The sequence below is a fragment of the Salinilacustrithrix flava genome (assembly GCF_041228405.1).
Lineage (GTDB): Bacteria > Actinomycetota > Acidimicrobiia > Acidimicrobiales > Salinilacustritrichaceae > Salinilacustrithrix > Salinilacustrithrix flava.
Map to the genome: position 1 here is coordinate 3,522,446 of NZ_CP133888.1, position 13,757 is coordinate 3,536,202.

General features: G+C 73.8%; 12 protein-coding genes. 8 read left to right on the plus strand and 4 right to left on the minus strand.

The window, feature by feature from the left end:
* Positions 1–12 precede the first annotated feature (12 nt).
* The 3 genes from RGQ06_RS17315 to RGQ06_RS17325 all read left to right on the plus strand — a co-directional run bounded on the left by RGQ06_RS17315 (position 13) and on the right by RGQ06_RS17325 (position 1,829).
* Entirely contained in the window at positions 13–543 is a 531-nt protein-coding gene (locus RGQ06_RS17315; RefSeq protein WP_432429972.1) for a GNAT family N-acetyltransferase, read from the plus strand.
* 90 nt (positions 544–633) lie between these two features.
* The gene (locus RGQ06_RS17320) at positions 634–1,533 is read left to right on the plus strand and encodes a DNA-3-methyladenine glycosylase family protein (RefSeq protein WP_432429973.1); all 900 of its coding nucleotides are present in this window, start codon (positions 634–636) and stop codon (positions 1,531–1,533) included.
* A gap of 77 nt (positions 1,534–1,610) precedes the next feature.
* Positions 1,611–1,829 carry a hypothetical protein gene (locus tag RGQ06_RS17325; protein ID WP_432429974.1) on the plus strand — a complete coding sequence of 73 codons (219 nt, stop codon included), beginning with the start codon at positions 1,611–1,613 and terminating at the stop codon, positions 1,827–1,829.
* Positions 1,830–1,842: 13 nt separating this feature from the next.
* On the opposite strand, the gene RGQ06_RS17330 is transcribed toward RGQ06_RS17325, so the two are convergent.
* On the minus strand, positions 1,843–3,393 hold the full coding sequence (locus tag RGQ06_RS17330; RefSeq protein ID WP_432429975.1) for a glycosyltransferase family 39 protein: 1,551 nt from the start codon (positions 3,391–3,393) through the stop codon (positions 1,843–1,845).
* Between the two features lie 61 nt (positions 3,394–3,454).
* On the opposite strand from RGQ06_RS17330, the gene RGQ06_RS17335 reads away from it, so the two are divergent.
* The 4 genes from RGQ06_RS17335 to RGQ06_RS17350 are packed head-to-tail and all read left to right on the plus strand — an operon-like array spanning position 3,455 to position 10,398.
* A complete protein-coding gene (locus RGQ06_RS17335) occupies positions 3,455–4,987 on the plus strand; it encodes an NAD(P)/FAD-dependent oxidoreductase (protein ID WP_432429976.1) in 1,533 nt (510 codons plus the stop codon).
* Positions 4,988–5,012: 25 nt separating this feature from the next.
* Complete coding sequence (locus RGQ06_RS17340) at positions 5,013–7,052, plus strand: acyltransferase family protein (RefSeq protein ID WP_432429977.1); 2,040 nt, start codon at positions 5,013–5,015, stop codon at positions 7,050–7,052.
* Between the two features lie 8 nt (positions 7,053–7,060).
* On the plus strand, positions 7,061–8,377 hold the full coding sequence (locus RGQ06_RS17345) for a glycosyltransferase family 39 protein (protein WP_432429978.1): 1,317 nt from the start codon (positions 7,061–7,063) through the stop codon (positions 8,375–8,377).
* Entirely contained in the window at positions 8,374–10,398 is a 2,025-nt protein-coding gene (locus RGQ06_RS17350) for a hypothetical protein (protein WP_432429979.1), read from the plus strand. The genes RGQ06_RS17345 and RGQ06_RS17350 overlap by 4 nt, the downstream gene beginning before the upstream one ends.
* Here the strand turns inward: RGQ06_RS17350 and RGQ06_RS17355 are convergent.
* Positions 10,317–11,831: a methyltransferase domain-containing protein gene (locus RGQ06_RS17355; RefSeq protein WP_432429980.1), complete on the minus strand. Its 1,515-nt coding sequence runs from the start codon at positions 11,829–11,831 to the stop codon at positions 10,317–10,319. The two genes, RGQ06_RS17350 and RGQ06_RS17355, sit on opposite strands and share 82 nt — an antisense overlap.
* Before the next feature lie 64 nt (positions 11,832–11,895).
* On the opposite strand from RGQ06_RS17355, the gene RGQ06_RS17360 reads away from it, so the two are divergent.
* Positions 11,896–12,210, plus strand: coding sequence for a GNAT family N-acetyltransferase (locus tag RGQ06_RS17360; protein WP_432429981.1), 315 nt, complete (start codon positions 11,896–11,898; stop codon positions 12,208–12,210).
* On the opposite strand, the gene RGQ06_RS17365 is transcribed toward RGQ06_RS17360, so the two are convergent.
* Both RGQ06_RS17365 and RGQ06_RS17370 read right to left on the minus strand, forming a co-directional pair.
* Complete coding sequence (locus RGQ06_RS17365) at positions 12,211–12,939, minus strand: polyprenol monophosphomannose synthase (RefSeq protein ID WP_432429982.1); 729 nt, start codon at positions 12,937–12,939, stop codon at positions 12,211–12,213.
* A gap of 2 nt (positions 12,940–12,941) precedes the next feature.
* On the minus strand, positions 12,942–13,709 hold the full coding sequence (locus RGQ06_RS17370) for a class I SAM-dependent methyltransferase (RefSeq protein ID WP_432429983.1): 768 nt from the start codon (positions 13,707–13,709) through the stop codon (positions 12,942–12,944).
* Between the last annotated feature and the right edge of the window lie 48 nt (positions 13,710–13,757).

Below are 13,757 nucleotides of genomic sequence, written 5' to 3' on the forward strand. Positions count from 1 at the left end.
GTGCGTCGGGCCGTGGCCACCCGGCCGCACACGTACCTGCGCAAGCCGTCGGTGGCCGACGCCGAGGAGTTCGTGGCCCGCGTCGCGGAGAGCGAGCACCTCGAGCCGTGGGCGTTCCCGCCCGCCGACGTCGGCGCGTTCCGCCAGTGGCTCACGCGCGGCGAGCGACACGAGATCGAGCAGTTCCTCGTCTGCTCCCGGGAGGACGACGGCATCGCTGGCTTCGTGAACCTCAACGGCATCCAGCGCGGCGCTGTGCAGCGGGCGACCGCCGGCTGGGCGGCTCTGTCGCCCTACGTCGGCCGGGGCCACCTCACCGACGGCGTCTCGATGGCCATCGAGGTCGCGTTCACCCAGATGCGGCTCCACCGCTTCGAGGCCGACATCCAGCCCGGCAACGAGCGCTCCCGGGCCCTGGCCCGGCGCTGCGGGCTCCGGCTGGAGGGCTACTCCCCCCGTCTGGTGCTCGTCGACGGGGACTGGCGCGACCACGAGCGGTGGGCGGTCAACGCCGAGGACTGGCGGGCCGCTCGCCGGTCCTGAGGGGCGCGGCGGTCCGCCCCGGTTTGGCCTCGCAGGGTGACGAAGCGGAGAATGTCACACCCCCCGGCAGGTCCGGAGGGAGCCTGCCTGATGATCGCCCCGCCCAACACGCGTCGGCTGACGCTGTCCCGTCCGCTCGACCTGCGCCTCACCCTGGCCCCGACCCGGTACGGGAAGGGCGATCCGTCGTGCCTGCTCCGATCGGACGAGTGCTTCCGGGCCACCCGCACGCCGACGGGTCCGGCCACGGTGCACCTCGTCGTCCGCGACGGCGGCATCGAGGCCGAGGCCTGGGGACCGGGGGCCGACTGGGCCCTGGACCAGCTGCCGCTCCTCGTGGGCGAGCACGACGACCTGGAGGGCTTCGATCCTCGCACCGGGGTCGTGGCCGAGCTCGTCCGGCGCCACCCGGGGCTTCGCATCGGCGCCTCGCACCGGGTCATGGAGGCCCTGGTGCCGGCCGTGTGCGCCCACCAGGTCAGCGGCTTCGAGGGCAAGCGCGCCCACCGCCAGGTCATGCAGGCCTACGGCGAACCCGCACCCGGCCCCTCCGGCATCGAGCTGACCGTGCCTCCGGACCCGAGGATCCTCGCCAGCACCAGCCACCACGACCTGCACCCCCTCGGGCTCGAACGGGCCCGCGCCGACGTGATCCGTCGTGCCGCTGCCCGCTCCGTCACGGTCGAGGCCGTGGTGGACCAGTCCCCCGACGAGGCCGAGCACCGGCTCCGCTCCATCGCCGGCGTCGGCGCGTGGACGGCCGCCGTCGTGCGCCAGGTCGCCCTCGGGGACGCCGACGCCGTGCCGATGGGCGACGAGCGCAGCAAGCACCTGGTCGCCTGGGCGTTCCTCGGCGAGCCCCGCGGCACCGACGCCCAGATGCTGGAGCTGCTCGAGCCCTACCGCGGCCACCGCGGCCGGGTGCTGCGCCTCCTGCGGGCCGAGCGGCCCGCCCCCCACCGGGCCGGGGACGAGCACCGCAGCGCCTGAGGCCACAGGCCCTGCACAGGCAAGTCACAGGGTTGTCCCTCTTCCTCCGCACAGGGCACCCCTCGTACGGTCAGCACATGACGAGCTACGAGGTGACCCTGCGGGACAAGACGGTCGAGCTCGTGGTCGGGGCCGACGCCTACCAGCAGGAGGGCCCGATGACGACGTTCTTCCACCTGGGCGACGGCCGCGACGTGGTCGACTGCTGGTCGACCCGGGTGGCCAGCGTCCGCACGGCGGACATCCTCATCGTGCGGCGGGCGGACGGGGCCTCGGTGCTGCGGGCGGTGGGCTGATCCGGCTCCGGGGTCAGCCGGGCAGGAAGCGCACCAGCGTCGCACCCTCGAAGACCTCCGCGCCGCGGTCGGCGACCGCGATGCCCGACGTCGGGCGGGCGGCCTGGAGGCCGGACTGGACGCCCTCGCAGTAGCCCTCGTAGGTGCGGTAGTGGGTGTTGATGACCAGCCACACCGAACCGCCCTCGGCCCGCTCCAGGATCTCCTCGACCGCCAGCGCGGGGTCGGCCGCCTGGTTCCGCTCGGCGTAGTCGCGCCAGTCGATGCGGTCGGGCCGCTCGAGGGCGGGCAGGCCGACGGCCTCGATCCCGTCGGGCAGCGAGCGCAGCGTGGCCGGGCCGAGCTGGTCCGGGCAGATCGCGACCACGTCCTCGGGGCCGGCCTCCGCCGCGATCGCGTCCGCGATCTCCTCGCCCATGGTCCGGGGCTCGATGACGTTGGCGCCGAGGCCGACCGCGGCCAGGGCCACCATGCCCACGGCCACGGCGCGCCGGACCGTCGGGGCCGGCATGCGGGCCAGGCCCACGCCGGCAGCGATGAGGAGCATCGGCAGGAACGCCGCGGCGTAGCGGGGGGCGAAGACGGCGTCGCCGAGCTGGCCGGCCACCAGGCCGACCGACATCGCGGCGATCGCCACGACGACCTCGGGCCGGACGCCGGGGACGGTGCGCAGGTCGACGTGGAGCTCCCATCGCCCCCGGGCCACCACCGTGACGCCGGCCGCCACGAGCACCAGCAGCGCGAACCCGAACAGCTCGGCCTCGGGGAACTTGGCCCCGCCGCCCAGCCCGCCGAGCAGGTCGACCAGTGCGCCGGTGGGCCGGCCGGCCGACGCCCACGGCGTGCCCGTGCTCGACAGCTGGTCGAGGAACACCGGGAGCCACGGCACGAACGCGAGCGATCCGACGGCCATGGCCGATGCCACCCGCAGCGCACCGGCCCGAGCCTTGCCATCGCCGCGCCACCACCGCACGGCGAGCGCGCCGACCGCGGCGATGCCCAGGTGCAGCACCCAGTAGTGCGACAGCACCGCGCCACCGGTGACCACGGCGAGCGCCACCCACCGGAGCCGATCCCGCCGGACGAGCAGATCGTCGGCCAGCAGCCAGCCGGCGAACACGAGGGTGAGCACCAGCGCGTACATCCGGGCCTCGGTGGCGTAGCGCACCGCCCACGGGGTGACGGCGGTGAGGCCGAGCACGCACAGCCCGCCGATCGTCCCCGCTCGCCGGCGGCCCGCCTCCCAGGCGAGCGGCAGCGCGAGCAGCCCGGCGATGCCCGAGAGGGCACGGACGGCGAGGTCGCCCTCCCCGAACACCGACATCCAGCCGTGGAGCAGCCAGTAGTACAGGGGCGGGTGCCCGTCCTGGCGGAGGGCGTCGCCGATCTCGCCGAGCGGGAGCGACGCGATGTTCACGCTGAGCGCCTCGTCCAGCCACAGGGGCGAGGTCGTGACGAAGCGCAGGACGACGCCGAGCGCGACGAGCGCGGCCACGCCGAGCAGGTCGATGCTCGCCAGCCCGCCGTCGGCACGCCTGGCGGTGTTCCGTCGGGGACCGGCCACCGGCGTACGCTAGCCAGCGCTGTCCCGCCCGCCGAACGACCGAGATCGCTGCCACCACGCTGTGCCCACTGACACCCCGAACACCGAGACCAACGCCACCGATCCAGGAGACGTCGTCGTCATCGGCGCCGGTCCCGCCGGCCTGACCGCCGCCTACGAGCTGGGCAAGCGCGGCGGCACGGCCACCGTGCTGGAAGCCGACGACGTCGTCGGCGGCATCAGCCGCACGGTGGTCGCGGACGGCTACCGCTTCGACATCGGCGGGCACCGCTTCTTCACCAAGGTGGCCGAGGTCGAGGCCCTGTGGCACGAGATCCTCCCCGACGAGGAGTTCATGCAGCGGCCCCGCAAGAGCCGCATCTACTACCAGGGCAAGTTCTACGACTACCCGATCAACGTCGTGAACGCGCTGAAGAACCTGGGCCCCGTCGAGGCCGTCCGCTGCGGGCTCTCCTTCCTCTGGGTCCGCGTCCGGCCGCCGAAGGACCTCACGACGCTCGAGGGCTACATCGTCTCCAACTACGGCCGGCGCCTGTACGAGCACTTCTTCGAGACCTACAGCACCAAGGTGTGGGGCGTGCCGCCCTCGGAGATGTCGGCCGACTGGGGGGCCCAGCGCATCAAGGGCATGTCGCTCTGGGACGCGGTGTGGGAGCCCATCCGCGGCCGCTTCTCCCGCCGCGACCGCTCCAAGCAGGTCACCAGCCTGATCGAGGAGTTCCAGTACCCCAAGTACGGGCCCGGGATGATGTGGGAGCGCTGCCACGAGCTGGTCGAGGGCCAGGGATCCAAGGTCCAGTTCCGTTCGAAGGTCACCCGCGTCGAGCACCGCGACGGACGGGCCGTGTCGGTCACCGCCACCGACGAGTCCGGCGCCGAGACCACCCACGCCGCCGACCACGTGGTGTCCACCATGCCGTTCCCGGCGCTGCTCCGGGCGATGGACCCGCCGCCGCCGGCCGAGGTGCTCGCCGCCGCCGACGACCTCCACTTCCGCGACTTCCTCTCCGTCTCGCTCGTGGTCCCCGAGGCCAAGGTGGACTGGAGCGACAACTGGATCTACATCCACGACCCCGAGGTCAAGACGATGCGGATCCAGAACTTCGGTTCCTGGTCGCCCTACCTGGTCAAGGACGGCCGCAACGTGCTCGGCCTCGAGTACACCGTCGACGAGGGCGACGAGTGGTGGAGCGCCACCGACGAGCACCTCATCGAGACCGGCACCAAGGAGCTCGTGCGCCTCGGGCTCATCCAGAGCGACGACGTCGAGAACGGCTACGTCGTGCGCATGCCGAAGGCGTACCCCGTCTACGACGAGGACTACCAGCGCAACGTGGGCGTGCTGCGGCGCTGGCTCGAGGCCAACGTCTCGAACGTGCACCCCGTCGGCCGCAACGGCATGCACCGGTACAACAACCAGGACCACTCGATGATGACGGCCATGCTCACCGTGGAGAACCTCTACGGCGCCAGCCACGACATCTGGGAGGTCAACGTGGAGGCCGAGTACCACGAGACCTCCGAGACCGACTCGTCGGCCTCGGGCTCCTCGGGCACCGGTCGGGACGCGCCGATCCTGCCGAAGCGCACATGACGGCCCAACGGGTCACCCCCGCCACGTGACCGCGCCCGCTGCCCCGAGCAGGCAGCGGTCCACGGGGTTCGCCCACCGACCCGGCCTCGACGGCCTCCGCGGCCTCGCCGTGGCCGGCGTCCTCGCGTTCCACAGCGGGTTCGGGTGGGCAGCCGGCGGCTACCTCGGGGTGTCCGCCTTCTTCACGCTCTCCGGGTTCCTCATCACGACGCTGCTGCTCGGCGAGCACCGCGGCACCGGCCGGGTCGACCTGCGGGCGTTCTGGATCCGGCGGTTCCGGCGCCTGCTGCCCGCCGCGCTGCTCGGCGTGCTCGCGGCCACCGCCTACGTGCTGGCCTTCGCCGACCAGAGCGGCCTCGACCGCTTCCGGGGCGACGCCCTGGCCGCCATCGGCTACGTCGCCAACTGGCGCTTCGTGCTGTCCGAGCTCTCCTACGCCGAGCTGTTCACCGGCGACTCGCCCCTGCAGCACTACTGGAGCCTGGCGATCGAGGAGCAGTTCTACCTCGTCCTGCCGCTGCTGGCCGTCCTGCTCCTGCGCCGGCGGGCCGGGTGGGTCGGCCTGGGCGTGCTGGCCGCGGTGGGCATCGTCGTCTCCGTCGTGGTGACCCTCGTCGTGGGCGGCGGCGACCGGGCGTACTACGGCACCGACACCCGCATGGCCGAGCTGCTCATCGGCGTGCTCCTGGCCGTCTGGCACCACCGCCGTGACCTGGGCACCGCGCTGCCCGACGGGGTGCGCAGCGCGGCCGGCGCCGCCGCCCTCGCGACCATGCTCGGGCTCTGGGTCGTGACGGAGCAGTCCAGCGGCGCCCTGCACCCGTGGCTGCTGCTCGGCCACGCAGTGCTGACCTCCGCCATCATCGTGGCGGTGCTGGCGCCGACGCCGGTGGCCCGGGCGCTCTCCCTGCCACCGCTCACCGGGCTCGGCCGCATCTCCTACGGCGTGTACGTGTACCACTGGCCGATCTTCCTGTGGCTGTCCCCGACGCGGACCGGGCTCGACGGCGGTGGGTTCGACGACGTCCTGCTCGCCGGGCTGCGCATCCTGGTCACGCTCGCCGTCGCCATCCCCAGCCACCGCTTCGTCGAGCAGCCCATCCGCCACCACGGGCTCCCCCTGCGCGGTCGGGGACGGCCGGCAGCCACCGTCGCCGCCGTCGCCGCCGTCGTCGCCCTGGCGATCGTGCCGCCCGCTCTCCTGGACCGCGAGGACCCCATCGACTTCGCGGCGGCCGAAGCGCTCCAGGACGACCTGCTCGCGGGCGATGCGATCCCCCGCACCAGCACCACCACCACGACGTCCTCGCCCCTCGGCGGCCCCACGACCGAGCAGCCGCCGACGACGGCGCCGGGACCTGCACCGCGGGTCGCGCTCTTCGGCGACTCCACCGCCCTGCTGTTCATCCCCGGGCTCATCGACTGGGCGATCGAGACCGAGCGGATGGACTTCAACGGCGCGGGCACGGTCAGCGGCTGCGGGCTCGGACGGGGCGGCGAGCGCAACTTCCTGGAGAGGGGCCCCGAGCCCGTGCCCGAGGGCTGCGACTTCACGACCGCGTGGCGCGAGGCCCTCACCACCGCGGACCCCGAGATCGCCGTGGTCGAGATCGGCCTGTGGGACCTCACCGAACGGCGGATCGAGGGCGACGACGAGTGGCGCACCATCGGCGACCCCGTCTACGACGACTACCTGCGCAGCGAGGTCCGCGCCGCCACGGACCACCTCCTGGAGACGGCGGAGACGGTCGTCTGGGTCCTCCAGCCGCCCCCGGTGCGCAGCACCCGGGAGCCCGACGACCCGACCTTCGACCGCCTCGAGCAGTGGAACGAGATGCTCGTCGACGAGCTCGGCGACCACCCCGACGTCGGCTTCGTGGACCTGGCCGACTGGCTGGCGAGCACGCCGGACGGGACGGACTCGCTCCGCCTCCGCCCCGACGGCACGCACTTCACCACCGAGACCTCGGTCGAGGTCGCCCAGTGGCTCGGGCCGGCGATCCTCGAGGCAGCCCGCACGACCGACGTCGTCGACGCCGACGACGAGCTGGCCGCCCGACCATGAGCCCAGCAGTGAGCCCAGCGACCACGGCCACGGGCTGGCACCCCGACACCCGACGCCGGGCCGGCTTCCTCGGCATCTTCCTCGTCGCCCTCGGCGCCCGCGTCACCTACGCCCTGGCCGCCGCGCCCAACATCCTCCCCATCAGCGACGCCGGCGGCTACCGGCTGCTCGGCCAGCACCTCGCCGAGGGCCTGGGCTACATCCGCCCCTACGACATGGCCCGAGCCGACATCATGCGGCCCACCGCCGAGTTCCCGCCCGGCTTCCCCGGCCTGCTCGGGGTGTTCCACGCAATCGGGCTCCGATCGGTGCCCGCCCAGCGCCTCGGGCTCGCCGTCCTCGGCGCGCTGGCCGTCGTCGGCATCGTCATGCTCGCCCGGCGCTGGCTGCCCGAGCGCGGCGCGCTCCTCCTCGGGCTCGTCGCCGCCGTGCACCCGGCCCTGTTCGCACCGGAGTCCGCCCTGCTGGCCGAGTCGCTCTTCCTCTGGCTCGTCGTGCTCGTGCTCCTCGCCGTCGTGCGCTTCCGGGAGTCCCCGACCCCCGAGCGAGCGGCGCTCGTCGGCCTGCTCGGCGGCGCCGCGACCCTGGTCCGGTCCGAGGGCCTGGTGCTCGCGGTCGTCCTGGTGCTCCCCCTCCTGGTGACCGCCCCACCCCGGCGCATCCGCGTCGGCGCCGGCGTGGCCGTGCTCGTCGCCGCCCTGCTGCTGCCCGGTGCCTGGGCGGTGCGGAACCTGACCACCTTCGACGAGCCCGTGCTCGTCTCCAACAACCTCGGCTCGGTGCTGTCCGGCGCCAACTGCGACCGCACCTACGACAGCGACCTCATCGGGTTCTGGTTCATCAGCGAGGACTGCTTCGACGGCTTCCGCCAGGAGGCGCTCGAGGCCGCCGACGAGTCCGTGGTCGCCGGCGAGCTGCGCGACGACGGCCTGTCCTACATGCGGGACCACCTCGACGAGCTGCCCAAGGTGGCGACGGTCCGGGTGCTGCGCACCTTCCAGATGTACGAGCCCGAGCAGCAGGGCCGCCTCGCCACCTTCGAGGGCCGGCGCCTGCTCACCGAGCGGATCACCGGGTGGATCCTGTGGGGCACCCTGCCGCTCGCCCTCGCCGGCGCGGTGCACCTCGGCCGGCACCGGCGATGGGTCGACCTGTGGCTGCTGGTCTCCCCCGTCGCCGTCGTGGTCGCCGTCGCCGCGGCGACCTACGGGAACCCCCGGTTCCGCATCGCCGCCGAAGTCCCCCTGCTCATCCTCGCCGCCATCGGCGTGCACGCCGGGGTCGTGGCCCTCCGTCACCGACACAGGACCGTGCCGGGGGAATGACCACGCCCGCCCCGGTCCGGGACGACGGCGAGCGGGCGGCACGACGGGCCTACCGGATCGGCGCGCTCGTCGGGCTCTTCGCCTTCCTGCTCGTGCTCACCGGCGGCGAGCGCAGCCTGCTGCCGTGGGTCCCGGCCGGGGACTTCTACGACGCCCAGGCCGAGTCGCTCCTCGACGGGCGCCTCCAGATCGACCGGGACGTGCTCGGCATCGAGGCGTTCGAGCACGACGGGGGCACCTACATGTACCAACCACCCTGGCCGGCGGTGCTGCGGCTCCCGGTGGTTGCCGTCACCGACCGCTTCGAGGGGCGCCTCGGCGCCCTGTCGATGCTGCTCGCCCACGTCGTGCTGCTCATCGCGGCCGAGCGGGTGCTCATGGAGGCCCGGCGGGCCCGGCCGGGGTCACCACCGGACGGGCGCCTCGGTCGCCTCCTGTGCGGGCTGTTCGGGCTCGTCCTCGCCGGCGGCTCCACCGCCACGTTCCTCGCCAGCCGGCCGTGGGTGTACCACGAGTCGTCCATGTGGGGCATGGCGTGGACGGTCGTCACCTTCGCCGGCCTGCTCGCGCTGCGACGCCGCCCGTCGTGGGCCGCGCTCGCCGCCACCGCGGTCGGGTGCAGCGGCGCCGTGCTGTCGCGGGCGTCGGTGGGCGCGGGGGCCTGCGTCGCCGTCGGGATCCTCGCCCTCGCCGCGCTCGCCGCGCCGGGACGGCGCGTGCTCGACCGGCTGCGCGGCCCGGCCGGCGCCCTCCCCCTGCTGGCCGTCGCCGCCGTGCCTGCGGTGGCCTACGCCGTGCTCAACGTCTTGAAGTTCGGCAACCCGACCTCCATCCCGTTCGACGCGCAGGGGTACACCCAGGTGAGCGCAGCGCGCCGGGAGATGCTCGCCGAGGCGGGAGGCAGCCTGTTCGGCCTGCGGTTCGCGCCGACCACCCTCCTGCACTACCTGCGCCCGACCGGTGTCCGCATCCTCGACCAGCTGCCCTTCGTGGACTTCCCTCCCGCGGGCGGTCCCGTGGTCGGCGACGTCACCTTCGACCTCGTCGACCACACGACCAGCATCACCGTCACCCTCGCCGCGCTCGTCGTGGCCGCGGCGATCGGCACCTGGACGCTGCTGCGGCGCCGGCCCGCCGACCCGGTGGCCTGGGTGGCCGTGGCCGTCGGTGGCCTGGCGGGGTGCGCCACCATCGTGCCCTTCGGGTACGTGGCCCAGCGCTACCACGCCGACGTCGTGCCCTTCCTGGTGCCCATGGCGGCGCTGGGCGTCCACGCGGTGCGCGGCACCGCCGGTCTCGGTAGGCGCCGGGCGCTCGGTGCCGCCGCGGTCGGGCTCGCGCTCACCACCGTCTGGGTGCAGGTGGGCGTCGCCACCGTCTACCAGCGGCTCCGGGCACCGAACCCGGCGCCGGGGCTGGTGGCCGGGCTGCTCGACGCCCGTCTCGCCCTCGGCGCCGATCCCGACGTCACCGTGGCCGACACGCTCCCCGACTCGGCCGACCGCGACGCCGTGGTCGTGGTCGGCGACTGCCGCGGGGTGTACGTGTGGAGCGCGGCCCCACCGTCGGACGTCTACCCGCCGGGGTGGGTCACCGCCGAGCGCACGCGCGCTGGCGGTCACGTCGTGCTCGACGTCGACCTGTCCGACCTCGAACCCGGCCGTCGCCACGCGCTGCTCGCCTGGACCGACGCCCCGGTCGTCGCCTGGGTGATGCCCCGCGACGGCGAGGTGGTCGCGGGCGTCACCGCCGGCGACCTCGACTACCCCGGTCGCCCGGTGGACCTGGGCGACGGCGTCGTGCGCCTCGACGTCCACCTCGACCCGGCCGTCGGCGAGGGCGGCGTGCGCTGGCGCGGCCGCCTGCTCACGAACGGGTTCATCCCCCGACTCGATGGCCCCGCGACGCTGCTGGTGGGCGATGGCCCGCCGGGTGCTGACTATGCGCCCTCGGCGACGAGCGAGGTCGCCTCGTCCGACGGGGCGCTCTGCGATCGGCTGCTCGCGTCGGACGACGGCTGATCCTGCGCCTCGAGCTCGAAGAGGAACTGGAAGGCGAACAGGGTGGGGCGCAGCCGGGCCAGAGCGCGGTCGACCGCGCCGATCGACGACAGGACCGGTCCGGCGACACCGGCCCCGCCGCGCTGGAACACCTCCACGGGCAGGCCGGCGGCGTCGAGGTCGACCACCCGGTAGCCGGCGTCCTCGCACAGCCGCCGGAACGATCGCCGCGTGTAGAAGCGCAGGTGGCCGCGGTCGAGGATGCCGCGGGCGTCGTAGTCGAACAGGCCCGACGCCACCCGGACGCGCGGGTACCAGTGGGCGAAGTTCGGGATGCTGCCCACCACCCGGCCGCCCGGGCGCAGGCGGCCCTGCACCTCCTGGAGCAGCGCGCCGGGATCCCGCAGGTGCTCGAGCACGTCAGCCACGAGCACGACGTCGAAGTCGCCGGTGACCTCGGGGGGCAGCCCGGCATCGAGGTCGGCCACGATGTGGCGGTCCAGGCGCCGGGCCGCCTCGGGCGACGGCTCGCCGTCGACGCCGACGACCTCGTGGCCCCGGTCCCGCAGCGCACCGCCGAGGTGGCCGTCGGCGCACCCGAGGTCGAGCACGCGGCCGGTGGGGCGGCGGGTCAGCCGATCGAGGAGCAGCTGGTGCGACGTGCCGGCGCCGACCTTGGCCTCGTAGCCCACGTCGCGAGCGCCGGCCCCGAAGCCGATGCGGCGGAGCCGGTGGCGCAGGACGTGCCCCGTGACCTGGCGGGCGTAGCGCATCCCGTTCACGTAGGAGATCTCGTCCCCGTAGTAGGTCGGGATCGGGATCTCGACGATGGACCGACCGGCGCCCATCAGCCCGAGGAGGATCTGGGTGTCGAAGTCGAACCCGTCCGACATGGCATCGAGGTCGAGGTCGCGCAGGGCGTCGACGCGGTAGGCCCGGTAGCCCGAGTGCCACTCCGACAGTGACGCGCCCGTGAGGCGGTTCTGCACCGTGGTGAGGATCCGGTTGCCGACCCACTTGTACAGCGGCATCCCGCCGGCCCGGGCCGAGCCGGGCGGCAGCATCCGGGAGCCCATGACCGCGTCAGCGCCGCCCTCGACGATGGGCTCGACCATCTCGGGCAGCAGCTCCGGCGCGTACTGGCCGTCGCCGTGGAGCAGCACGACGACGTCGAGGCCGTGCTCCATCGCCCACCGGTAGCCCCACTTCTGGTTCCCGCCGTAGCCGCGGTTCTCGTCGTGGCGCACCACCGTGATCGGCAGGTGGCCGAAGGTCTCCCGGTAGCCGACGCCGATCAGGAACGTGCTGTCGGTGGACGCGTCGTCGGCGACCATGACGTGGTCGATGGAGTCGCGGTAGTCCTCCGGGATCCGGTCGAGCACCGACGCGAGCGTGGACGCGGCGTTGTAGGCGACCACGAGCACGCCGATCCGGGGGGAGGAGACGTCTGCCACAGCGGCATCCTAGGAGTCGCCCCCGGGCGCATCGCAGAGGCCGGCGTCGGGTAGAACCCACCGCATGACCCAGACGGCTCCCGACGACCTCGAGGTCCTCCACGACGACGAGGCCGACCGCTACCTGCTCCGCCGAGGCGACGACCTCGTGGGCACGCTCGCCTACCGGCCCGTCGGACGTCCCGGCGAGGACACCGTCAACGTGTTCTCCACCAACATCTCCCCCGCGGTGCGGGGCCAGGGCCTCGGCGAGGTCCTCGTGCGCGGTGCCCTCGACGACCTGCGGACCCGGGGGACCAGCGTGATGGCCTCGTGCTGGTACGTCGCCGACTTCCTCGACGCCAACCCCGACTACGGGGACCTGCGCGCCGACGCCTGATCAGGTGCTGCTGCCGCCGACCGGAACCCGGCGGCGCACGCCCCACCACGTCACGAGCACCAGGGCCTCCACCACGATCCGGCCCGACATCTTCGAGGTGCCCCGGGTCCGGTCGGTGAAGGAGATCGGCACCTCGTCGATCCGGCCGCCGTTGCGGGCCACCCGATCGGCCATCTCGATCTGGAACCCGTAGCCGTCGGCCCGCACCGAGTCGAGGTCGATGTCGGCCAGCGCTGTCGCCCGGTAGGCCCGGTAGCCGGCGGTGGCGTCGGCCACGTCGAGCGACAGCACGGCGCCGGCGTAGCGGTTGCCCCAGCGCGACAGCGCCTTTCGGTGCCACTTCCAGTCCGGGATCGACCCGCCGGGCACGTACCGCGACCCGATGGCCAGGTCGGCGCCGTCCTCGACCCGGGCGAGCAGGCTCGGCAGCGCGGCCGGGTCGTGGGACAGGTCGGCGTCCATCTCCACCATGATCTCGTAGCCCTCGGCCGCACCCCAGGCGAAGCCGGCCCGGTAGGCCGAGCCGAGCCCGGCCTTGCCGGCCCGGCGCAGCAGGTGCAGGTTGGCGTCGTCGCCGGCCATGGCCTCGACGAGGTCGCCGGTGCCGTCGGGGCTGTTGTCGTCCACGACCAGGACGTGGGCGTCGGGGACGGCATCGTGGACGCGACCCACCACGTCGGCGATGTTCTCGGCCTCGTCGTAGGTCGGGATGATGACCAGGACCCGCATGGTCAGTACGGCCAGGTCTCGCCGTCGTGGCCCAGCTTGCGGGCCCAGTCGTGGCGGCCGGTGACCATCAGGACCTTGATCGCCACGTTCCGGGCGAACCACGGGAGCTGGGCGAGCTGGCGCAGCGCCGAGGTCCCCCGGGCGCCCGGGGACTGGTGGGTCCGGCGGTACGAGGTGAGCGAGCCGGCCCGGCCGTCGTAGCGCCACTCGGGCGAGACCAGCAGCTCGACCAGGATGGCCAGGGTCACGCCGATCGAGGAGAACGAGTCGTGGATCAGCATCCGGCCGCCGGGCGCCACCCGGGCGCCCCAGTCCCGGATGTCGGCCCGCGCCGGGCCGAAGCGGTGGGCGCCGTCGATGAACAGCACGTCGATCGGGTCGGTGACGTCGCCGTGGGCCACATCGGAGAAGGCCCGGACGTGGCGGACGCGCTCGGCCACCCCGGCGTCGGCCAGGTTCCGGTTGAAGACCTCGTGGTCGGTGGCCGCCTCCGCTTCGAAGCCCTCGATCTCCTGAGGGCCGCGGTCGTTGCCGGCGTGGGGGTCGATCGCGACGATCTCGACGTCGACCGGCGCCGAGCTGGCGAGCACGACGGTGGAGCGCCCGCGGAACGAGCCGATCTCCACGATCCGCCCACCGGGAGGGCACGCCCGGGCCGCCTCGTGCAGCGCCTGGATCTGGGCGTCGGTGAGCCAACCCTCGACATCGGCGACCCGAGCCTGCACCTCGGCGAGGGTGGGGGTGGATCCGGGATCGCTGGCGTCGCTCACGGCGCTGCAGCGTAGGGGTGCCGGTGCCTCCGGGCCGTGATCAGCCGA

What these genes read in the sequence shown, in the direction of transcription:
- RGQ06_RS17365 (WP_432429982.1), bottom strand. Translation starts at nt 12,939, where the DNA reads ATGCGGGTCCTGGTCATCATCCCGACCTACGACGAGGCCGAGAACATC.
- RGQ06_RS17360 (WP_432429981.1), top strand. Translation starts at nt 11,896, where the DNA reads ATGACCCAGACGGCTCCCGACGACCTCGAGGTCCTCCACGACGACGAG.
- RGQ06_RS17320 (WP_432429973.1), top strand. Translation starts at nt 634, where the DNA reads ATGATCGCCCCGCCCAACACGCGTCGGCTGACGCTGTCCCGTCCGCTC.
- RGQ06_RS17350 (WP_432429979.1), top strand. Translation starts at nt 8,374, where the DNA reads ATGACCACGCCCGCCCCGGTCCGGGACGACGGCGAGCGGGCGGCACGA.
- RGQ06_RS17325 (WP_432429974.1), top strand. Translation starts at nt 1,611, where the DNA reads ATGACGAGCTACGAGGTGACCCTGCGGGACAAGACGGTCGAGCTCGTG.